Genomic DNA, 22,302 nt, shown 5'->3' with positions numbered 1-22,302 from the left:
TTTTTCGTCATGTTTCACTAAATGAGAGTGCAACTGTCAACATGATCGGTAAGGTAATGATGCATAAAAAATTACTAAATAATACCATTGAAGCGACTTTCTCTGGCGCTAAGTCGAAACGTTCTGCGAACATATAATTCATTACTGCAGGTGGAAACATCGCAAACAGCAACATCATTTGTAGGTGTAGTGTCGATAAAGGTATCAATAGATAAATGAATAGAAAAGCAATCCCACCTGTCAGTATTGATAATCCAGTACACCATAAACCAGTTTTTAAACCACTCATTTTAATATTACACATCTGAGCGCCTAATGAGACAAGCATAATCGGAATCGCAGCCTGCCCAAGTAAAGACGTTGCATTATATAAAGGTTCCCAAACACCAATACCGACCAAGTTTAAGGTTAATGCTAACGCAGCGGATAGAAATATCGGCATACGTGCGACTTGTAATAAAGGGTTTCCCTTACTGATAAGTGCTAAACCAACACTAAAATGAAGGCAAGAGGACATGACAAATAACAATACAGCGGGTGCAATTGCTGTTTCACCAAAGGCATACGTAAATAAAGGAATAGCCAGGTTGCCACTGTTTCGAAACATCTGTGGTGGCGTCCATACTTTATAATTAAGTTTGAAGAAATAACAAATAGGCAGCATTAACAAAGCAGGAATAAGCACGGCAAACAATGAGGCTGTTAATAGGGGGATTTGCTCAATATCCAGCGGCATTACAACTAACGATGAAAAGACCAAAGCAGGGACAAAAGCATCAATGTTTAGGCGGTTAATAGGGCGAAAATCAGGCTTTATAAAATGCCCAATGCATAATCCAACCAAGGCTAACCCTAAGATAGGGAACAGAATACTAACAACTTGATTAAGCATGATCTTCCTTAATGGTGACTGACTAATTAAAGACTAATGAATCGCTTAATTATCCAATGCTCAGGATTGATTTAATAGCCTAAAAATACATTAGGTTAGAGATTATTTTAAAGATGCGATGTTTGTTACCTATTGTCGATATTTCTACCTAATTAGATAATTAAGGTGTTAGTTTAATTTATGCTTTTAACGTTTGTACTAACAGTCATTAACGAAGTTTTACTAAGCCTTATTAACGCTTAGTAAAACGTTCTTCACTCTTCTTACCTCAAATTACTTTCAAAGTAAGGGAGGGGCGCGATACAGTTAATATTATTTTTTATCGTTACCTGTATCTACATTTACATCTGATACTGTACCTATATCGCTATTGTTAGGAGACTCAACCTCATTATTTTGATGGCTATCAGTACTTATCTGATCTTTCATTGCTGCTCTCATCTCTTTTTCTAAGGAAACAAACAATTCAATAAAGTCGTTAAATAGATAGCTTTCTTTATTCGCATCATTCCAAGCTTTATGCAGCTCTTCATGGTGGTATAGTTCGGTTTGATAATAAAGTGCTTTGGCTTTTTCAGCTTTTTGCTCATCAAATCCTAAGACGGTTAACGCGCTTTTACTCATTTCTAATGCGGTAAAGTAAGATTCAATAAATACATGATCGGCACCGGCTTCTTCAAGAAGATAGGCATGACCACGGTCATACGCTCTAGCGACGATAGGTAAATCAGGGTGGAACTGTTTCACATGTTTTACTAGATGTAATATGTTTTCTGGGCCATCGATTGCAATCACCAATAACGATGCTTCTCCAAGGCCCGCTGTATATAGCAAACTTGAATCTGTTGCATCACCGTAATAAGCATGAATATCAACTTTTCTAACACGGTCAATCATATCAGTTGAGCGATCAATCACGGTTGTTTCAAAGCCATTAGCCATTAATAAACGATTAATTACTTGTCCGAAACGGCCAATGCCTGCAATAACGACTTGGCTTTTTTTATCAATACTATCAGCTTCTTTTTTCGGTTGAACGACGAGGTATTTTTTGGTGATCACTTTGTCATAGAAGATGAATAATAGGGGGGTTAAGAACATAGAAAGTGTAATGACCGGAGATAGGATAGCAACCCATTCTGGTGGTAACGCCTGACTTTGTGATGAAAAGCTTAACACCACAAAACCAAATTCACCTGCCTGCGCTAAGCTTAACGTCAGTAACCAACCATCTGACTTTTTAATCTTAAAAATAACTGCCAAAGTTAAGAGTACGGCGGCTTTTATAACAATGACTGCAATGGTTAAACCAGTGATTAAGAAGAAGTGATCATTTATCACTGCGAAGCTAATACCAGCGCCTACTGTGATAAAAAACAAACCTAATAATAGCCCTTTAAAAGGTTGAATATTACTTTCTAATTCATGACGAAATTCACTATTGGCGAGTACAACACCCGCTAAAAAAGTGCCTAATGCGGGTGATAAGCCAACTACGCTCATTAACGCTGAAATAGAAATAACGAGTAATAATGCTGTGGCCGTATAAAGCTCTCGTAGACCAGATTTTGCAACCAGTGTAAATAAGGGTTTAGAAATATAATGACCAGCAGCTATTATCAAGCCAATAACGATCACAATAGCCCCTGCATATTGCCAACCCGATAAGTTTTCAACCAATGAAACACTATTGTGTTCTGTCACTAATGAACTGGCCTCAGGTATCCCAAAATAAGCTGGAATTGCCAACAATGGAATCACCGCAAGCATCGGGATCACTGCGATATCTTGAGATAACAAAATAGAGAATGCTGCCTGCCCGCCATCGGTTTTATTGAGAGACTTTTCTGCAAAACTTTGCATTACAATCGCAGTTGATGACAGTGAGAATATAAGCGCGACCACCAGTGATGGTTGCCATGGAAAGTCCAATGCGATACCAAGAGAGGTAATAATCAGGGTTGTTAATCCAATCTGTAAACCACCTAAACCAATCAACCTACTTTTCATGTTCCATAAGGCTTTAGGCGATAATTCTAAGCCAACAATAAATAACATCATGACCACACCAAACTCTGCAAAGTGCTGAATGGTATTTGTTTCTTCACCTGCTAATCCGGTAATAGGGCCAATGATCACACCTGCGCTGAGGTAACCAAGCACGGAGCCTAACCCAAATCTTTTAGCAAAAAGAACGCATATTACTGCGACTAAAAGGTAAAGAGCAGCTTGAATAAAATAAGTGGTCATATTGTAAATTCTTTATATTGTGGTGTATGAATAAAATAGAGTCTTAATGAACATTACTAAGCGTGTTTTTGGCGTATTTTGTCATTATTTAAATCGTTTATGGTGAGATTAGTTGTGAGTAACGATTGAAAGAATACAGTCAATAATATAACAATAGGCACTTAATATAAAAGTGATAATTAATAGAATCATCTAGATATTTTATATTGAACTCAAGTAATAAGTTATCTGATTTACAGAGGATAAAATAAGCTTTTTTTACGAAGAAGTTAATAACCTAGTTATTGCTTTATGTTCTTTTAAATCAGTTGATTCTCAATAAATGCTTTAATAAATACGATAACTTTTCAAGTTACGGCTAATGAATCTAAAGTGACATTACGTTTACATTTACCTCATTGAGTTTATAAAATTATTTCTCTGCGGCAGTCATTTATTTCAACCTGTAGGAATGTGCCTAACAATTGCGCATCTTGTAACAGTTGTTGTTGATTATTGTGATTTAAAATATTAATTCTTCGCCCATGTTCTGTTAATAAATTAAGTTCATAGCAATGATAATTTAAAGCATGTTTAGATTGGATAATTTTGTTGTTAATTTGCAAAGAAGTAATGTGATGCAATTTTACGTCTCTATCTCTATGGTTATCAAAAAGACCCGATGTTTTATTGAAGCTGGCTCGTTTTAAAAAAGGTCGAATTAATGACAAACCAAAAGTCGCAATGGCAATGCCAAAACCGCCAACAAAAATAACCAGGTCATACATTGTTGTCACGATGAGCAAGTAAGTCGCGAGGAACAACAGAAAACTGCCTACCACAATGTATACCATGCAAAATAGCATCGCAGTGATCGTGGGTTTTAAGTACGCTAAGTCATCTGTAATAATAACCGTATGGGATAAGAAGTTCGGACCATCCTTGAGTAAAGGGCGGTTTAAATCAATGGTTAATTTGGCCGTATTTTGCATATTGCTCCTTTTATACCGTATTTTCACTCATTATAGAGAGCTTGGTTAACCATGATCCGTATGGTTTACTTTTTAGGCTGATGTCATATTTTAAAAAACATGAGTATAGGTTGTTATGTGTACAAATAACACATGCAAAGGCGAAAATAATGCATAAAAAAAGGCCATCACATTTTACTGCGATAGCCTTAGGATAAGTTAAACATTCATTTTAAACATGTAGGTATTCGCATGTTTAATGAATTGATTGTTAATGTTGGACATTAACAATCATAACCTTGTTTAAATGCTTATTTAGAATGCTTTTCGTAGGTTTTTATTTCACCTGATTTAACACGTGCAATGAAAGATTGTAGTTCTTTCTTCACAACTGGCATTAAGAAATATAAACCAATGATATTGAAAATAGACATTGCAAAGATGGCTGCATCAGAGAAGTCGATTACCGCACCAAACTGAATCGTCGCACCGATAACCACAAATACACAGAACATTAGTTTAAAGACTAATTCTTTACCTTTACCTTCACCAAATAGGTAAGTCCACGCTTTTAGGCCGTAGTAAGACCAAGAAATCATAGTTGAGAATGCAAACATAACCACTGCTAATGCAAGTAAGTATTTAAACACACCAGCTGTTTCTGTAAATGAAGCCGCAGTAAGTGTTACACCTGTTAAACCGCTACCATCGTATGGTGCAACGTTTAACCCTGCAATAGTGATAACTAATGCTGTCATTGTACAAATCACAACCGTATCAATAAATGGTTCTAGTAATGAGACTAAACCTTCAGTGATAGGCTCTTTTGTTTTTACTGCTGAGTGAGCAATTGCGGCAGAACCAACACCTGCTTCATTGGAGAAGGTTGCACGTTTTAAACCTTGAATTAATGCACCAACAAAACCACCTACAACACCAGCACCTGTGAATGCACCTTCGAAGATAGCAGCAAATGCAGGACCAACTTGACTGATATTAACTACAATAACAATCACTGCCATACCCACATACAGAGCAGCCATCCAAGGAACTACTTTCTCTGTTACAGAAGCAATTGAAGGCATACCGCCAACAATAACTGAAAAAACCATCGCAGCCATTACTACACCGGTAATAATGCCGTACTCACTTGGAACATCAAATGCATAAGTTAACATGGCATGTGCTTGGTTAGCTTGGAACATGTTACCGCCGCCCAACGAACCTAAGATACACATTAGTGCAAAACCAATTGCTAATGCTTTACCTAGACCGCCTAGCCCTTTTTCACCTAAACCTTGGCTTAAGTAGTACATTGGACCACCAGAAACAACACCTGACGGTAAAATTGTTCTGTATTTAACGCCTAATGTACATTCACAAAATTTAGATGCCATGCCTAATAAACCACATAGAATCATCCAGAATGTTGCACCAGGACCACCAATCGCAAGAGCCGCACCTACACCCGCAATATTACCTAGGCCAACAGTCCCTGAAAGCGCAGTAGTTAATGCTTGGAAGTGAGATACTTCACCTTCGTCTTTAGAGTTAGGATCTGTGTATTTACCTTTAACAATATCAATCGCCATACCTGCGCGTCTAAATTGAATAAAGCCAAAATAAAGAGTAAAGATTAACGCTGCTAATAATAACCAACCTACGATAAGAGGAAAGTTAGCTTCACCAATTGGCACACTTTTAAAAATTAAAGCAACGAACCACCCTGTATAGTCATTAAAAAATCCGTCGACAGTTTCACTGAATGCGGCAATTGTCTGACCAAACGAACTTGTTTCTTCTGCAAAAGCACTGGTGCTAAAGGCTAATAAAAAGACAGATAATATATCTCTTATATTTTTCATATTTACTTCCTTGTATGTTATTTAATTTTTAAACAAGCTATCCCTTGTATAAATAGTATAGATGTTAGGGAGTAGTTTGATTGACTGTATTTTTTCATTTAAACACCTTGTAAAAGTTTATTATGCTAAATAACTAATTAATACAGTGTAAAAGACTGTTATTTTTACAGTGTGAAGTTGAACTAACTGATTTCAATTTATTGTGGAGTTTATTTGCCTTATGCTCTATCTGGAAGTGATAAAATGAATTTATCACTTTAGGAAGTCGGTTTTTTGGATGGGCCATTTTTTGATCCAATAAAGTCACTTGCTCCTTTAATGCATTCAGACTAAAAGCTAATGTTTTATGTTCCATGTGTGGATCCTTATCTCTAATACATATCGCTAGTAACAAGTTAAAACATGGAAGAATTATGCCAATTGTGGGAGTGATTTTTTTTGTTTTAAATCAGAGGGTTAACTTTTTTAATTAAGATTAAATTATTACTGTGCACTGATTTGGTTTGAACTATGTCAACATGCACTTCTTTTGTACAAAAAAGTTTTACTAGTCTCGCTTTTAACTTTTACAAAAGCTTCTAATGCGAAGATCAATTACAGAATATGAAATACCAGTCTAAACGATTAATATATTGCCATTCAAACCAATGCTGCTACTAATTAATTAAACCCAACGCCTTTCAATAGATAATGCTTTGACCCTTTATAGGCTATTTTTTAATCTCAATGGATTGATACCTGTTTTTACGCCACTATTGTCTTTTAACCTATACTGGATTCAGATCATAATGGCATAACTCACTGCTTTCTAATTTGGTTAGCGCATTCAGCTAACACAATTGCACCTGCTGTTGACACGTTAAGCGAGTTGCCCATGCCAAACATAGGAATATGTATCTGTTGATGGCTAAGTTTTAATGCTGCTTCACTCACACCTTTACGTTCATTACCTAACACTAGCACCGTTTTTGCGGGGTAATTAACATCACTGTAATCAATCGATTCATGGCATAGTTCCACACTGTGTATGGTATAACCTTCATCGATTAGGGTTTGTAGGCTCGCTGTTGTGCTATCACTATATTCAACGATCACCCATTTTGCTTCATTTCGAGACGCTTTTTTCATTTTTTTATCTGAAATACTTAATGCACCGGCACCACATATAATCACTTTTTCGATAGCAAAGGCATCGGCTAAACGAATAAAAGCCCCGATGTTATAGCTGTTAGTGACATTGTCTAATACCACTATTAATGGGGTTTTTGGTTTATCTAAGTATTCGTCACGGGTTGGTTTGTTTTGTCTAAGATCTTCTTTGCTCATTTGTATCTTTAAATCGTTTGTTTCGTTTGTACTGCTTACATTTATCGTGTGTTTTTCTGTCATTTTTTACTCTTTTGGTTTTAGCAGTGTTTAGTATTTAATTTTAACTTTGCTTTACTAATCGTTCTATTGAACGAAACAAGATGAACAATAGCCAGACAAATTTAGTGATGAACTTTATGGTAAATATTGTGGATCTTAATTCGGCGCTATTATCACTTATGCAGATGAACGTGTCGATATCGGACGATAATTTTTTACAAAAAATGAAAATGAAAATGAATAAAGTCACTTTTGGTAAAAAGAAAATAAGGAAAGCACACCAATAATTGGTTTTCTTGGTTGATAAGGCTGCTTTAACGTCTGGTATTTTGGGGATTGAGTTAAAGTGATCTTCTGAAAGGCTGAAAGCGTATAATTGAGGTGTTATATTTAGAGCATAGTAATTAGTTACTACTTTCATCATCTGATTTTTTATTTAATTACATTACCCATCTTAATCTGGAGAAACCATTTAACCAGGTTCAACTATGCTTTATACATTTATCTATAATGGAGTTTTAAATGTTAACACTACGACCTAATTGCGAATGCTGCGATAAAAATTTACCTCCTGACTCTACTGAAGCCTTTATATGTACTTTTGAATGTACGTTTTGTAACACTTGTACGGAAACAATATTAGATTTTACTTGTCCTAATTGCTCAGGGAATTTGGTACAACGTCCAATCCGACCTGTATCAGCTCTAATAAATAATCCTGCATCAACTAAACGAGTGTTAAAAGCACATGGTTGCACGACTATTGAATAACGTGTTGAATTTTTTAGGCTGTATTAACACAACAAAAGATAATCAAGATTATTCAGTCATTATTTACAGCAATGAAACACCTAATCGACTGGCTTTGACTCATTGAGCTAGGATGAAAAATCAATTTAACCACACCCGTTTACGGCACGATAAATCTTATAATTTAAGGGAAATACAATGAATATTAAATTTAAAAAATCTATTGCGATACCATTAGCAGTCGCGCTGTGCATTCAGCTATCAGGTTGCGGCACTATTTTGAAACCAGAGAGGAAAGGCCAAAGTGCTGGTCAACTTGATGTGGGAATTGTGGCATTAAATGCGATTGGTTTGTTGTTTTTTCTTGTGCCTGGTGTGATCGCCTTCGCTGTAGATTTTAATAATGGCACTATCTATTTACCAGGAGGTTCTGCTTCTGCTAATGAAGATGATGTGAATATTGTGTACGTCGACGGTGAAGTAACAAATGAAAAGATTGAGCAAGCTATTTTAGAACAAACAGGCGACGTCGTTAGCTTGAGTAATAGTGATGTTCAAACGAGTGACAATACAAGTAATGACTTTAAAAATGAGGTTAGGTTTTTATAACGCTTTACCTAACATCTTATAATGGTTATGTCAGATAACATTTTAAGCTGCCATTAATACGTCCACTCTCACTGTATCTTTCAACTTTCTATTCCAATTAAACGGCTATCACTGAATGTGATAACCGTTTAATCTTCACTTTTTATTCTCTTCGATTGCATCTACTTCTGTCCGAGGGTCCATTTCATAGGCCGCAGGGCCTGCCATATCAGTAACGGTACGAAACTCTTCTTTTTCTTCTAATGTTGACGGTGGAATATGACTTCGACGTCTAAATAAAACGATGATAAAAAAGATAATAAGTGATCCACTAGTAAAAGCATAAAGTCCATCAGCTCCTATTAACCCCATGGTTAATGATGCTAACGGGGCGCCAATAGCTGATGATAATCCTAGAGTAATAAGCATCGCACTGCTGATTTCTACAAAATCATCGGAGGTTGCGTTATCGTTTGCATGCGCTAAACATATTGCATATAAGGTCATACAACTCCCACCCCAGAAAAAAGCAGAAACAAAAGCTGGCCAACCTGCAAAGAGAGGGACAAAATGAGGTAAATAAACAAATGATAGAGAGACCGCAGAGCCCATTAAAGCGGCATACATCAATACTGTTCTTCTATCAAACTTATCAGATAGTTTCCCTAATGGTAATTGAAAGCAAGCTCCTCCTAATACAGTCGCAGATAAAAATAGGCCTAATTGGCTGCTATCAAAGCCATTATCTTTTGCATATATCGGGGCTAAGGACCAAAAAGAGCCAGTCACTAAACCAGCAACGACTGCTCCAATCAGTGCGATGTGAGAGTGCCGCCAAACCTTAAACATATTTAATTTTACTTGATGTACTACAGCGGGTGCCGCAGAACGTGTTAATGAAACGGGAATGATGGCAATGGATACTAATATAGCCGCTAAACTAAATAACATAATATCTTCTACTATTGCCCCTAAGTTAAATAACTGTTGCCCACACATCACCATGATTAAATTGAGCGTTGTATAAATAGAAAGTATTGAACCGCGATTTTGAGGCGTTGCATTACCATTTAACCAACTTTCGATAATCATATATAAGCCTGAAATGACGATACCTATAATGAATCGAAGTAACATCCAACTATAAAACTCTGGTAATAGAGGGAAAATTAAAATGACGACAGAATAAGAGGTGGCCAATACTGCAAAGCTTCGGATGTGACCCACTCTTTTTAACATGTAAGGGGTTGCTAAACATCCCGATACAAACCCTAAAAAATAAGCTGACCCTGTTAATGCTACTTGCGTGTCAGAAAAGCCTGCTTCACTAGCCGCAATAGGTAATAATGTTAATAATAAGCCGTGCCCAAGTAATAAAAAGGCATTAGACATGAGTAATGAGGAAATAGGGATTAGTGCACGTAACATATAACTCCAATAAAGATGGCTTTAATGTAGTGGTTGTGTAGCTTTCACTTTCATTATGGCGATACTAAGATTATTTGTATGTGATTCATATTTTTATGTAATAGGGCTGTAAAATATTGTTAACTTTATTGTGTAAATATTTAGCGTGTTAACGGTATAAATTAGTTGATGAAAGAACTATGCCAACAAATTTAGATTTTATATGCTTATTTATCATTAACTTAACAATCTCGATGCTAATGACTTAGCACCAATTTGGTTTATATTTTATTCATCTGCACTTTTTTGAACAATGTTTTTCAACATAAAGGTATTAAAGTGATAAAAAATATTAATAGATAATTGGAGTTACTTGCTTGTTGACCAGAAATGGTTGGGGTTTTATTGCTAGGTTAAAAGGTTAAAAGGTTAAAAGGTTAAAAGGTTAAAAGGTTAAAAGGTTAAATTTTAGCTGATGTCAATTTGAGAGAATGCTCAACGGCCAATTTAACCTTTTAACTGTTAGTGCTTAATCTTTCTTGGTTTTATAATTTACAATATTATTGTTTATTTAAGCACTTTTTTCAGTTTGTGGGTGTTTGGCTTCTGCTCTGTCTTTTACTTCTTGTCTTGCTTCAAAACGTTTTTCTTTACGCTTTAACGCTGCAGCAAAACGTTCTCGCTCTCTATCTGTTTCACAAATAATTTGCGGAATATGGCGTGGTTTTCCTTCTGGATCAAGAGAAACAAAGGTCAGATAAGCAGATGCTGTATGACGAACTTCACCAGTTAATACCGCTTCAGCTTCAATTCGAGCTCCAATTTCCATTGACGTTGAACCTACATAATTAACGCTTGTTTTTATTCTTAGAATATCACCAACATAAACAGGAGAGTGGAAATCTAAACGGTCAAGAGATGCAGTGACAGCATTACCACCAGTATGACGCATACCAACCATACAAGCCGTATTGTCGACTAACTTCATTATTGAACCACCATGAACGTTACCGGCTATGTTAGCATCGACATCCATCATTTGTTGAACCACCGTGATGGTACTGAATGCAATTGTTTTTGGTTCCATATTGTCTTCGATATAAGCGTCAGTAGGTCTAACTTGTTTTCTATCGATGATTTTTACAGCTTTCATGGTTTCTCCAGATTAAGGTCGGTTGAGAATTTGTTTGATTCTACAAAAAGCATCACCATTTCGGATCTGCGTCACACTTTTTGAGTTCTAGGCTAGTATAAATATTTTTCAGTTAAATTGTTAATTAATTGTTATTAATTTTCATTTAATATGAAAATTAATGTTAATTACTCTGAATGTTGGATGATTTGTAGGCGGTAATAAGTAATCGTTGTTAGGTTTACTAAGTTATAGGTAGTGATCTGAGGCTGTAAATAATCATAAAAAATGGGAAAAAGGAATTGAGTGTTTTTTATTGAGTAAAAGTACGGATTAAAGTTTGACCGATTGTAATCTATTTTTTTAGACTAGTGACTTGATTCCGTAAAGTGGAAACATTACATTTATTGCTTGAATTCAGCGTTATAAAATCATCTTTTATAGAGTAAAACGGGAAGAGGTTAATGCTTATAACACTAAAGCTCAATAAGCTATTAACGAACACCTTAACCTAATATTAGGTTAAGGTGTTCAATAGAGTATTAAATCAGTTTTGAAAGTTCACTTTTCTTGATTCCATTTTTAATAACAGATTGAAAGTGAATAGTTAACTTAATACTTATTTAGCGTTTGCTTCTAATTGGTTTGCTATTTCAATCAGATCTTTTCCAATTAGATCTGGCTTTGCTGCAAGTGGGTAAAGTGCTTTACCCGGACGCATAATAAACGCCGTTTTCCAACCTGCTTTATCTGCACCTGCTAAATCCCAAGCATGTGCTGCGATTAACATTGCATCTTCAGGTGCAACATTCATTTCTTTTTGTGCCCAATCATATACTCTTAAATCAGGTTTAAATGTTTCTAAGTTTTGAACAGTTAATGAACCATCAAAGTATTGTGCTAGGTTTGAGTTTTTAAGTTGTGCAGCGATACCCGCATCAGATGAATTAGTTAGCGTGATCATGGTATATCCCATTGCACGTATTTTTTTCAATCCTTCAACAACATCTTTATGCGGTGCTAAGTCTCTGAATGGCGTTAGTACAGCTGTGCGCGCTTCTTCTGATGTTAGTTTTATATTTTGCTGGTTTGCAATCATCTCTAATGATGCAATACCGATTTCAGCAAAACTATTGTATTCACCTGTTACATTACCTACTAATGAATAATGTAGCATAGTAGTAAACCAATAAGGGACTAACTCATCTCGTCCACCTAATGCTTTAGAGACTGATTTACCTACGTTATCTAAGTTTAATAGTGTTTCATTAACATCAAAGAAAATGACCTTTGGTTTTAGTTGTTCATTTGAGTCTGAATCTTGAGAATGTGCAGTAGTGGTCATTAAGCTCATTGACACTAATAAACCAATCATAAGAGTTTTAAAACGAATCATTATAAATAATACCTGTAAAGTTAAATTGTAAAGATTATAAATAAAGCCTATAAACGACGTTATAGTGCTTAAATAAACGAAAAACGGCCTGAAACTTGAAAAGAGAAATAGGCCGTTCCGTTATAGACCTTTGAATATCATTTTTAATTTCAATTTATTTTTATATTTATAAAAATAAATTACTGAGTATGGTTATTGCTGATAACAAAGATTGCTAGTGTTGAGGTTGTTGTGAGTTCGCATTATTAAACAAACGGTCAGGGCTTTAAAAAGAAACTATTTATTAGTAAGCTTGTTTACAGTTGTTGAGCGTAAACAATGTCATCTGAATAAAACACTACTATTGTTCTTTTCCATTACTAAATGATTAACTATCTCGATTGTCTAATGAAAAAATATTTGTGTATTTATTTTAAGATAAGCTTTTGCTAACAAATTAAATAATAGGATATTTATGCTTCAAGCTGTGGTTTTGGGTGGGATGGAGTTTAGTCCTTTAGTTGTTTATATCCCTATCGCTTTCATGTTGAGCGCACTGACTCGCGTTATTTTACATCGTCTAGATTGGCATGACAAAATTTGGAAAGTTGCATGGTTTGAGATCTCTATTTTCATATGCTATCTGGCTTTAACTGTATATTTACTAAATGGAAGATAAATTTAATGACAAAGTATTTACGTATTATTTTTACAATCGTTATTGTTATTACAGCTATATTCGCAGGCCGTTGGGTTTGGAATGACTATATGCATACACCATGGACTCGTGACGGTCGTATACGTGCTGATATTATAACAGTCGCGGCCGATGTTTCTGGTTGGGTCACCACTTTAAATGTTAAAGATGGTCAAACGGTTAAAAAAGGTGAACTACTTTTTAGTGTTGATAATGAACGTTATAAAGCTGCTTTAGAAGAAAGCAAGGCAAATACTGGAAGTGCATTATCCTCTTGGGAACTAGCTAAACACAAATATAATCGTCGATTAGCATTGAACAAACAAAGTGCAATTAGTGAAGAAGACTTAGAATTAACACGTATTAATAAAGATATAAGCAAAGCAAATTATGACCTCGCTAAAACAGAGCAAGCTATCGCGCAGTTAAACTTAGATAGAACTGATGTTGTTGCGCCTGTAGCTGGTCAAGTCATCAATTTAAACTTGCGCCAAGGTAATTATATAGGGCAGGGGGCATCTGTTTTTGCAATTGTCAGATCTGACTCATTCTACGTAACAGGTTATTTTGAAGAAACTAAAATTCCGCTCATTTACCCGAATCAAGAGGCTAAAATATCATTGCTCAGTGGTGGAAAGCAACTTACTGGCCATGTTACTAATGTGGGTAAAGCAATTGCCAATACCAACACAGAAAGTAATTCCCAACTTTTACCTCAAGTTCAGCAAACGTTCAACTGGGTGCGTTTATCGCAGCGAATTCCTGTTGATATTAAGTTAGAACCATTCTCAGAAGATGTTCAGCTCAGTGCCGGTATGACAGCCACAATACATCTCGCTGAACAGTCAGGAGAATAACTTGGGGGTCGTATTACGTAATTTATTCCTTCCTAAAAAACAGGCAATTATATTTGCGACAAAAGGTGTTATTGCAATGGCTATGGCGCTAACTGTTGCCATGGCGCTTAATCTTGACCGTCCTTATTGGGCATTAGTATCAGCCATATTTTTACAGATACGCCCTGAAAGTGGGTTAGTGATTGAAAAAGCGCTTTGCCAAATAGTAGGTACTATTGTTGGTGGTTTATTTGGTATATTGTTATTAAGCCAGTTGATGTCATATCCTTACTTAGCGTTAGGTGTATTAGCTATTTGGTTAGGTTTAAACTCCGCATTGTCCGCTATGGTACGACAAGCAAACTTCGTTTATGCCTTTGCAATGGCTGCCGTGACGGCTGAAATTGTTGTTCTTTTAGTGATGGTAAGTCCGAGTACCGTCAGTAGTGTCGGCATATTTGAAATTGCGCAAGCGCGTATGAGTGAGATTATCATTGGCTCTATTTGTGCAGGGCTTGTTAGTCATTTATTTTGGCCTGTAAAAATAAAACACGCATTACAAACCCAAGCAAGATCGGTGATCAATCAAACTTTGAATTACCTGGTTACAGAGCTAGATACTAAAGGCTCACATGAAACTCGTCATACTCAAATAGATGGTGTGATGACCACGTTAGGTACTATAAACGACGATTCAAGTGCTGTGCGTTACGAAGGACCAAAGGGGCCAGGGCGTTCACGAGCCGCTAACCAACTAGCACAAAGAGTCCTCTCTCTATTGGCATTAATTCAGATATTTGGCCGTTTACAACGTAATCACTCAGAATTAATTACACCTGCTTTAGCGCAATTATTTGATCGGTTGAAAGAAGTGTTAGCAAGTATTGCTGAGTCTGATAATTATGAATTTTGTGCAGAGCAAATAAAAGCATTTCGTAAAGAGTTAACTGAATGGCGAAGCAATAACCCTTGTGAAGCACCCTTTGAATCTCACATGTTTAATGTCGGCTTGGATATAGCGGCAGATTTGACGATTTTATTAAGAGCATATAAAGCCTTAGAAGAGCGTGACAAAACGTTATTGAATGCGCCAAGAATGATGACGTATCGTGACCCATTAGCGGGAATTATTGTCGGTTTTAGGACGTCATTAGTCTTTGTCATTGGCGCATTTATTTGGATCAATACTGGCTCATCAGCGGCGTTAATGATTATGATTTTACCGGTTATTTTCTCCATTATGTTAGCGCGAATACCACTAGCAATTTTACGTGTGGTGATGAAGCGCTTATTAATTGGTGTCGTGGTGGCCTCTGTCGTTACTCTTTTTTATGCGCTTAACTTACTTGCTCAAAGCGGGGGGCAACTGGAAATATTATTATTGGTATTAGCAGGGCCTTACTTTTTAGGATTATTATTGATTGCAGGTCGTGAAACATTACCGTATGGCTTGGGTTTTTGTATTCCATTTTCAATTTTAGTGAGACCAAGTACTGATATGAGTTTGGCCTTTTCTATTGATTATACACTAAGTGCCGCTATGGCTATTTTTACTGGTGTGAGCATTTTATTTTGGATTTTTCATTTATTCACAGGTCCAAGTGTTCAATTACTTGTGGGTCGTGTTTTTAAAGCAACTCATAAAGACTTACGAGAAATTGATAGTCAAAAGTCTCCTGCTATTTGGTACAACCGCCGTATGTCTGACAGGTTATTGCGATTAATTAATTATGATCAAGGTTCTCACTCTCGTGCGATTACAGACCTCGCTTTAACAGGGCTTAATTTAGGACATGCTACGGTGCGAGTGCAATCAATTTGTGAAAATTTAGCGGGTAAAAATTTAAAAAATTTAAAAAAATGGCAATACGGTTTAGCAGATGCATTTCTATTGGCCAGTAAAGGAAAATGCGATGATAATTTTAAACAGTCTTCGGATTTATTGTATCAAGAGCTCATTGCTAAAGTGGGTGAGTCTTCGCAAGTAGAAGCGATCAAAGGGATGTTTATACGTATTGACCTCACTTTAGAAAACTGTGCCAATAAAATAACTTAACTTAACTTAACTTAACTCAACTTAACTTAATTCAATGAGTTGATTGAGATAAGTAAATAGGCAGTTGATGTAAGTGGGGTGTCGTGATTACAGCTTGATTGAGAAGTCAATCTAACAACTTCATTATAATATTGTAGGATAAAGGCTTTATATTCTTTGAGAACGATAAGACAGATGTTATCTGTCTTATCTATTTACTCTTTTATATATTTACTTATTTATACAAAAGACAACTTTATTTAATGGTTTAATGATAAAGAATAAATTGTTTTGTAAGCTCTTATTACATCAACTTTAGCCAATATAATAATGACACGCCAAGGCTACAAGTTACTAATGAGCCAATCGTGGTCATGGCAATAATGTTTGCTGCTAGTGCTGCACTGTGACCCATTGCTCTCGCCATTACATAGCTTGCTGCTGCAGTTGGTGCAGCAGACATGAAGAAAACTAACCCAAGAGTTTCACCGGTATAACCTAAAAAGTATGCTCCCCCAGTGATAAATATTGGCCCGATAACAATTTTCAATATAGTAGAAAAACGACAATTAAGGCTATTATCTTTCAAAGATTTAATGCTCAAACTTCCACCCGTGCATAACAGGGCAACTGGTAATGTCATATCAGAAAAATACTGCCCTGTATTAATAACGATATCAGGTACTGGAATCGTTAATACAAAGAAGAGCAAACCTAAAATAATACTGATAATTAATGGGTTTTTAAGAATAGACTTAATTAAACCAAGCAGCATAGTTGGATTAAAGCCTTCTTTTTTAGGCGATAATATAATCACTGATAAAATATTATAAAGTACGGTATGCGCAGCTACATAAACGGCTGCTAGCCCAAGACTTGCTTCACCATATACATTCGCCATATAAGCCAAGCCAATAATGGCGGTATTACTCCGAAATGCACCTTGAATAACGACACCATGATGGTGTTTGTCTTTTATCCAATATTTAGTGACTAAGATACATAACATAAAGAATAGGAAGTTGGCGACTAGCCCATAAGCGATGAGGTCAAAGTCTATGACAGCTTCATGGTCCATCTTAACAATGCCTAGAAAAAGCAAAGCCGGCAGCGTCACTTTAAATACTAACTTCGAACCTACTTCAATAAAAGCATCATTAATTGTATTCGTTTTTCTTAAAAACCATCCTAAAAAAAGTAATAGGCAAATCGGTCCTACAATGGAAAACGAAAACTGTAATGATTCAAAAAACATGAAATATCTCATTTATTAATGATTATAAAAGGGCGTAAGTTGCTGTCGTTAGGTTATATCCATGCTTGCTGAATGTTGCACCTTTAACGGTAATGGCTAGTTCTAATGTTAAGCACGATCAGATCAATACGGTTAAGTCTTTCATTTTGCATTAATTACTCAGTTCTTTATATAAAAAAGTGAATCAATTTTAAGCTAAATTATTTTAGGTTAAATTATTACATTTGAATTATGTACTTTAGGACGTTTTGCATGATGAGTCTTTCACAAAGCGAGTAAGGTTAATATTGTCATTAAATTTAATCATTAACTCTGAGATTAAGGTTGCTGATTTAGTTTTGTCGATGCGTTTACCTAGTAGCTGATATCCAGCATAGGATAATGACTTTGGGTTTATTTCATTACCGCGTTGGTAACAAATTTTTAAACAACCGTTTTCTGTTGGTGCATTGCTTAACTAGGATTGTTCATTTTAAATACGTTATAAAAATTTATGTTACTTGTTCGGCCACAGATGATTGGCGAAGGTTGCTTTCACATTTTATTAACATTAAAATTAGCTAGGCTTATAGGTTTTATTTTTTCATCTTATGATTCGTCATTTTTCATCAATATTACCTATACTTCAAAGCCAAACAGGGAATGTTGGACGCATTTTCTCCCCCCGAAATTTTAAAATAAGGCTATTTAATATGCTAAAACGTATTGTTTATGGTGTATCTGGCGTCATTATTATTGGACTCGGTTTATTCAGCTTTTATGCTTGGAATTCCTCTATTGACCCAATTGTGCCTCCAGAAAATTCAAACTATTCCCCAGAAGTGATTGAACAAGGTAAAATGCTTGCTGCAGCAGGTTATTGTAGTACTTGCCATACTCCCGCTGGTGGTGAGGCTTATGCCGGTAACTATGAAATGCATACTGAGTTTGGCACTATTTACTCAAGTAATATTACGCCAGATGTTGAAACAGGTATTGGTAGTTGGTCTGAAGCGGCCTTTAATCGTGCGATGCGTGAAGGTGTAAGCCGTGATGGACATCATTTATTGCCTGCATTTCCTTATGAACACTTTAACAAAATGAGTGATGATGATATTGCTGCTATTTACGCTTATATCATGACGTCAATTCCAGCCGTTAACCAAGCTAAAAAAGAAAATGGTATTCCATTCCCGCTTAATATTCGTTGGTTACAAGCGGGTTGGAAGTTACTTTTTGCAGATACGCAACGTTTTGAAAATAATGATAATAAATCAAAGCAGTGGAATCGTGGTGCTTATTTAGCTGAAGGTGTTGCGCATTGTGGTGCTTGTCATACTCCGCGTAATGCATTAGGTGGTGAGCAATACGACCAAATGTATCAAGGCGCTGCAATTGATGGTTGGATTGCCCCGTCATTAACGTCTACTAGTACCTCTCCTATCCCGTGGCGAGCACAAGATTTTTATGAATATTTAACAACTGGTAACTCTCCATATCATGGCAGTGCAGCCGGTCCGATGGCGCCTGTTATGCATAAAGGTTTATCTGCGCTACCTAAGAGTGATATTGAAGCCATCAGCCACTACTTTGCAGACCATTCTGGCGCGAAAGAAACGGATGATCCTGCTGATAATAGTAACTTGCAAACGGCAATTGCTGCGCAACATATACAAACGGATTTGCGTATTGATGAAGGTGCTCGTTTATATGCAACGGCTTGCCAAGCATGTCATTACAGTAGTGATGAGTTAGTGAAAGGGCGTCCATTACTCACATTGGGTTCGGCAACTCACCTTGATCAACCGACTAACTTGGTTAACGTCATACTGGACGGTGTGCGTAACGACCAAGGAATAAGTGGTGTGGTGATGCCTGGATTCCGTGATGCACTTAGCGATGAAGATATCTCTGCTATTGCCGCGTATTTACGCCAAGCGGCAGATAAAAGTGCTTGGCCGGAATTACAACAAAAAGTAACTGAAATCCGTAACCAACCTCGATTCGAGCAATAATTCACAGGAGAAGTGACAATGGCAAAATTTATTTTAAACGGCGAGTCGATGACTGCCGATGTAGAAAATGATACTCCTTTACTGTGGGTTATTCGTGATGAATTAGAGATGACGGGGACTAAATTCGGTTGTGGTATTGGTACTTGTGGTGCTTGTACTGTGCATGTAGGCGGACGTGCTACACGTTCATGTATTACGCCGGTTTCATCAGTTGAAGGTGCTGAGATTACGACGATTGAAGGATTATCTGAAAAAGATGATCATCCTTTGCAAATTTCTTGGAAAAACTTACAGGTGCCGCAATGTGGTTACTGTCAGTCAGGACAGATTATGCAGGCGGCTGCATTGCTGAAAGATATTCCAAAACCAACGGATAAAGATATTGATGCGGTAATGGGCGGTAATTTATGTCGTTGTATGACCTATGTGCGTATCCGAAGTGCGATTCATGAAGCTGCAAATGCAATTGAAATCAAAGGAGAGCAATCATGAGTAGATTACCTAAACGTAATTCCCCGGGTATAACCCGTCGTGGTTTTTTAATTGGTATGACTGCGGTTGGTATCAGTTTTGGTTTCCCACGTCATTTAATGGCGGCAATGGATCCTGCAAGTCCTGACGGTAAAGTATTACCGAGTGAAGGTGACATTTATGAACCGTCATTGTGGTATTCAATTGATACTGCCGGCAAAATTAAAGTCAATATTATGCGCTCAGAAATGGGGCAGCATGTGGGTACGGCGATCGCTCGTATTCTTGCTGATGAGTTAGAAGCGGATTGGGATGATGTTGAAATTATCCATGTTGATAGTGACCCTCGTTGGGGTTACATGGTTACTGGTGGTAGTTGGTCTATTTCACAAAGTTGGCCTGTTTATCGTCAAGCAGGTGCTGCAGGTCGTACTGCGCTCATCGAAGCGGCGGCTAAAAAATGGGGCATTACTGCCAAAGACTGTGAAGCGAAGAACGGTAAAATCATCTCAAGTAAAGGTGAGTTATCTTACGGAGAGTTAGTAAGTTTAGGGTTAACACGTCAATTTACAGAAGAAGAATTAAAAACGTTACCCCTTAAACCTAATGAAGATCTTAAGTTGGTTGGACAACAAGTGACATCGCTTGATGTCGCTAATAAAACGAATGGTAAAACCATCTACGGTATCGACGCTAAAGTTGATGGTATGGTGTACGCAAACCCTATTTTACCACCGACTCGCTATGGTTCTAAAGTGGTAACATTTGATGATTCAGCTGCAAAAGCAGTGAAAGGTTATCAAAAAACCATCGTACTAGATGATGCAAGTGGCAGTGTACCTGGTTGGTTGATGGTCATTGCTAGTAGTTTTATTGCTGCACAAAAAGCATCAAAACTGGTTAAAGTAACGTGGGATGCTGGTGAAACAACTAATGTATCTGAAGCTAATATTATCGATCATGGTAAAAAACTATTAAGCGACTCAAGCAAAGGTAGTATTTTAGATACGGGTAATACTAAAACTGAGCCTGTATTTGAAGGTGCTAGTAGCACGATTTCTCATGAATATATTACGAGTACGGTATTACATGCTCAAATGGAACCATTGAATGCCTTGGTATTTAAAAATCCAGATGGTGTGTGGGAAGTGCATTCTGGTTGTCAGTGGCAATCACTTACTTTACCTGTACTCGCTACTGCATTAGGCGAAGATGCGGCTAACATTGTGATTCGTACTTATATGTTAGGTGGCGGGTTTGGTCGTCGATTAAATGGTGACTATACTATTCCTGCTGCGTTAACGTCTAAAGCCTTAGGTGGAAAGCCAGTCAAAATGGTGTTGATGCGTCCGCAGGATATGGCATTTGATAGTGCTCGTTCAGCTTCAGTTCAACAATTGAAAATGGCATTTGATGATAAGAACGTTGTCACTGCAATGGAACATCATGCGACGGCAGGTTGGCCAACACAAGTCTTAGCACCTGGCTTTATGCCTAAAGGTGTGAATGATGAACCTTATGACCCATTTGCTATCGCAGGGGCGGATCATTGGTATAGCGTTGGCGCACAAAAAGTACGTGCTGTTTCTAACGATCTTGCGATGGCTACTTTTAGACCTGGTTGGTTACGTTCAGTAGGGCCTGGTTGGACAGGTTGGGCTGTTGAGAGCTTTATGGATGAAGCCGCGCATCATGCTGGTAAAGATCCGTTGCAGTTCCGTCTGGATATGCTGATTGCTGAAGGGCGAAATGCCGGTACTACACCCGTTGCCGAAGGTGGTGCTGCACGTCAGGCTGCGGTACTTAAAAAAGCAGCTGATATGATTGGTTGGGGCACTGAACAACCAGAAAATACTGGACTTGGCATCGCTTCTACTTTTGGTCAAGAGCGTGATATGCCAACTTGGGTTTCTTGTGCAGTACAAGTTCAAGTTAATAAAAGTAACGGTCTTGTAGATGTGAAAAAACTGGTGGTTGCGATTGATGCGGGTATTATCGTTGATCCCAATGGAGCTGAAGCACAATGTCAAGGTGCCGCATTATGGGGATTATCAATGGCATTGTATGAAGGTACAGAGCTACGTGATGGACAGTATAAAGATACTAACTTTGATACTTATACCCCTTTACGTTTAGGGCAAACACCTGAAGTACAGGTTGAGTTTATCGCCAGTAAAATGCCGCCATCTGGATTAGGTGAGCCAGCTGTTACAGCGGTTGCACCTGCTATTGCGAATGCAATATACCAGGCCGTCGGTGTACGCTTGCGTAAAATCCCAATGAAGCCGAGTGAATTGAAAAGTGCTTTAGAAAAACTTAGCTAATCTCATTGAGTTCTGCATTAAAAAGCCCGATTTATTCTAATGCCGATCAGTTAAGAAAATTAGTTGATTTTTAGCTGAAGAAGATCAAAATCCTATGACTCAAAAGGTCATGG

General features: G+C 37.1%; 17 protein-coding genes. 8 read left to right on the top strand and 9 right to left on the bottom strand.

What is annotated here, in order from left to right:
• Nucleotides 1–7: 7 nt before the first annotated feature.
• From Q0794_RS13605 to Q0794_RS13585, 5 genes are all read right to left on the bottom strand, one after another.
• Nucleotides 8–892 (bottom strand): AEC family transporter, encoded by an 885-nt coding sequence (locus tag Q0794_RS13605; protein WP_298942791.1) that lies wholly within the window; start codon nt 890–892, stop codon nt 8–10.
• A 312-nt stretch (nt 893–1,204) separates the two neighbouring features.
• Nucleotides 1,205–3,142, bottom strand: a complete 1,938-nt coding sequence (locus Q0794_RS13600) for a cation:proton antiporter (protein WP_298942789.1) — start codon at nt 3,140–3,142, stop codon at nt 1,205–1,207.
• Nucleotides 3,143–3,546: 404 nt separating this feature from the next.
• On the bottom strand, nt 3,547–4,113 hold the full coding sequence (locus Q0794_RS13595; RefSeq protein WP_298942788.1) for a hypothetical protein: 567 nt from the start codon (nt 4,111–4,113) through the stop codon (nt 3,547–3,549).
• Between the two features lie 290 nt (nt 4,114–4,403).
• The gene (locus tag Q0794_RS13590; protein ID WP_298942786.1) at nt 4,404–5,957 is read right to left on the bottom strand and encodes an alanine/glycine:cation symporter family protein; all 1,554 of its coding nucleotides are present in this window, start codon (nt 5,955–5,957) and stop codon (nt 4,404–4,406) included.
• Nucleotides 5,958–6,755: 798 nt separating this feature from the next.
• The gene (locus Q0794_RS13585) at nt 6,756–7,346 is read right to left on the bottom strand and encodes a TrmH family RNA methyltransferase (RefSeq protein WP_298942784.1); all 591 of its coding nucleotides are present in this window, start codon (nt 7,344–7,346) and stop codon (nt 6,756–6,758) included.
• 501 nt (nt 7,347–7,847) lie between these two features.
• Between Q0794_RS13585 and Q0794_RS13580 the strand changes: the two genes are divergently transcribed.
• Complete coding sequence (locus Q0794_RS13580; RefSeq protein ID WP_298942783.1) at nt 7,848–8,096, top strand: DUF1272 domain-containing protein; 249 nt, start codon at nt 7,848–7,850, stop codon at nt 8,094–8,096.
• Nucleotides 8,097–8,273: 177 nt separating this feature from the next.
• Entirely contained in the window at nt 8,274–8,684 is a 411-nt protein-coding gene (locus Q0794_RS13575; RefSeq protein ID WP_298942781.1) for a hypothetical protein, read from the top strand.
• A gap of 135 nt (nt 8,685–8,819) precedes the next feature.
• On the opposite strand, the gene Q0794_RS13570 is transcribed toward Q0794_RS13575, so the two are convergent.
• The 3 genes from Q0794_RS13570 to Q0794_RS13560 form a co-directional block, all read right to left on the bottom strand.
• Nucleotides 8,820–10,091: an MFS transporter gene (locus Q0794_RS13570; RefSeq protein WP_298942779.1), complete on the bottom strand. Its 1,272-nt coding sequence runs from the start codon at nt 10,089–10,091 to the stop codon at nt 8,820–8,822.
• Nucleotides 10,092–10,641: 550 nt separating this feature from the next.
• Nucleotides 10,642–11,223 (bottom strand): acyl-CoA thioesterase, encoded by a 582-nt coding sequence (locus Q0794_RS13565; protein ID WP_298942777.1) that lies wholly within the window; start codon nt 11,221–11,223, stop codon nt 10,642–10,644.
• Nucleotides 11,224–11,821: 598 nt separating this feature from the next.
• Nucleotides 11,822–12,598 (bottom strand): haloacid dehalogenase type II, encoded by a 777-nt coding sequence (locus Q0794_RS13560; RefSeq protein WP_298942776.1) that lies wholly within the window; start codon nt 12,596–12,598, stop codon nt 11,822–11,824.
• Between the two features lie 454 nt (nt 12,599–13,052).
• Between Q0794_RS13560 and Q0794_RS13555 the strand changes: the two genes are divergently transcribed.
• The 3 genes from Q0794_RS13555 to Q0794_RS13545 are packed head-to-tail and all read left to right on the top strand — an operon-like array spanning nt 13,053 to nt 16,166.
• Entirely contained in the window at nt 13,053–13,256 is a 204-nt protein-coding gene (locus tag Q0794_RS13555) for a DUF1656 domain-containing protein (protein WP_366522554.1), read from the top strand.
• 5 nt (nt 13,257–13,261) lie between these two features.
• On the top strand, nt 13,262–14,131 hold the full coding sequence (locus Q0794_RS13550) for an HlyD family secretion protein (RefSeq protein ID WP_298942774.1): 870 nt from the start codon (nt 13,262–13,264) through the stop codon (nt 14,129–14,131).
• A 1-nt stretch (nt 14,132) separates the two neighbouring features.
• A complete protein-coding gene (locus tag Q0794_RS13545) occupies nt 14,133–16,166 on the top strand; it encodes an FUSC family protein (RefSeq protein ID WP_298942773.1) in 2,034 nt (677 codons plus the stop codon).
• Nucleotides 16,167–16,449: 283 nt separating this feature from the next.
• Here Q0794_RS13545 and Q0794_RS13540 read toward each other — a convergent pair whose 3' ends face one another.
• A complete protein-coding gene (locus Q0794_RS13540; RefSeq protein WP_298942771.1) occupies nt 16,450–17,400 on the bottom strand; it encodes an AEC family transporter in 951 nt (316 codons plus the stop codon).
• Between the two features lie 692 nt (nt 17,401–18,092).
• Here Q0794_RS13540 and Q0794_RS13535 point away from each other — a divergent pair.
• Genes Q0794_RS13535 through Q0794_RS13525 form a run of 3 tightly spaced genes read left to right on the top strand, consistent with a single transcriptional unit; the run spans nt 18,093 to nt 22,189 of the window.
• Nucleotides 18,093–19,394, top strand: a complete 1,302-nt coding sequence (locus tag Q0794_RS13535; RefSeq protein WP_298942769.1) for a cytochrome c — start codon at nt 18,093–18,095, stop codon at nt 19,392–19,394.
• 18 nt (nt 19,395–19,412) lie between these two features.
• Nucleotides 19,413–19,886, top strand: coding sequence for a (2Fe-2S)-binding protein (locus tag Q0794_RS13530; RefSeq protein WP_298942767.1), 474 nt, complete (start codon nt 19,413–19,415; stop codon nt 19,884–19,886).
• Nucleotides 19,883–22,189 (top strand): molybdopterin cofactor-binding domain-containing protein, encoded by a 2,307-nt coding sequence (locus Q0794_RS13525; RefSeq protein WP_298942765.1) that lies wholly within the window; start codon nt 19,883–19,885, stop codon nt 22,187–22,189. Before Q0794_RS13530 ends, Q0794_RS13525 begins: the two co-directional genes overlap by 4 nt.
• Nucleotides 22,190–22,302: the final 113 nt, after the last annotated feature.

The sequence above is a fragment of the uncultured Psychromonas sp. genome (assembly GCF_947489755.1).
Classification (GTDB): Bacteria; Pseudomonadota; Gammaproteobacteria; order Enterobacterales; family Psychromonadaceae; genus Psychromonas.
Note: the sequence above shows the minus strand (reverse complement) of the source record. Positions and strands in the feature narration are given on the sequence as shown.

Bases quoted from the DNA above. Each gene is read 5' to 3' on its own strand.
- Q0794_RS13605 (WP_298942791.1), bottom strand. From the start codon at position 892: ATGCTTAATCAAGTTGTTAGTATTCTGTTCCCTATCTTAGGGTTAGCC.
- Q0794_RS13600 (WP_298942789.1), bottom strand. From the start codon at position 3,142: ATGACCACTTATTTTATTCAAGCTGCTCTTTACCTTTTAGTCGCAGTA.
- Q0794_RS13595 (WP_298942788.1), bottom strand. From the start codon at position 4,113: ATGCAAAATACGGCCAAATTAACCATTGATTTAAACCGCCCTTTACTC.
- Q0794_RS13590 (WP_298942786.1), bottom strand. From the start codon at position 5,957: ATGAAAAATATAAGAGATATATTATCTGTCTTTTTATTAGCCTTTAGC.
- Q0794_RS13585 (WP_298942784.1), bottom strand. From the start codon at position 7,346: ATGACAGAAAAACACACGATAAATGTAAGCAGTACAAACGAAACAAAC.
- Q0794_RS13580 (WP_298942783.1), top strand. From the start codon at position 7,848: ATGTTAACACTACGACCTAATTGCGAATGCTGCGATAAAAATTTACCT.
- Q0794_RS13575 (WP_298942781.1), top strand. From the start codon at position 8,274: ATGAATATTAAATTTAAAAAATCTATTGCGATACCATTAGCAGTCGCG.
- Q0794_RS13570 (WP_298942779.1), bottom strand. From the start codon at position 10,091: ATGTTACGTGCACTAATCCCTATTTCCTCATTACTCATGTCTAATGCC.
- Q0794_RS13565 (WP_298942777.1), bottom strand. From the start codon at position 11,223: ATGAAAGCTGTAAAAATCATCGATAGAAAACAAGTTAGACCTACTGAC.
- Q0794_RS13560 (WP_298942776.1), bottom strand. From the start codon at position 12,598: ATGATTCGTTTTAAAACTCTTATGATTGGTTTATTAGTGTCAATGAGC.
- Q0794_RS13555 (WP_366522554.1), top strand. From the start codon at position 13,053: ATGCTTCAAGCTGTGGTTTTGGGTGGGATGGAGTTTAGTCCTTTAGTT.
- Q0794_RS13550 (WP_298942774.1), top strand. From the start codon at position 13,262: ATGACAAAGTATTTACGTATTATTTTTACAATCGTTATTGTTATTACA.
- Q0794_RS13540 (WP_298942771.1), bottom strand. From the start codon at position 17,400: ATGTTTTTTGAATCATTACAGTTTTCGTTTTCCATTGTAGGACCGATT.
- Q0794_RS13535 (WP_298942769.1), top strand. From the start codon at position 18,093: ATGCTAAAACGTATTGTTTATGGTGTATCTGGCGTCATTATTATTGGA.
- Q0794_RS13530 (WP_298942767.1), top strand. From the start codon at position 19,413: ATGGCAAAATTTATTTTAAACGGCGAGTCGATGACTGCCGATGTAGAA.
- Q0794_RS13525 (WP_298942765.1), top strand. From the start codon at position 19,883: ATGAGTAGATTACCTAAACGTAATTCCCCGGGTATAACCCGTCGTGGT.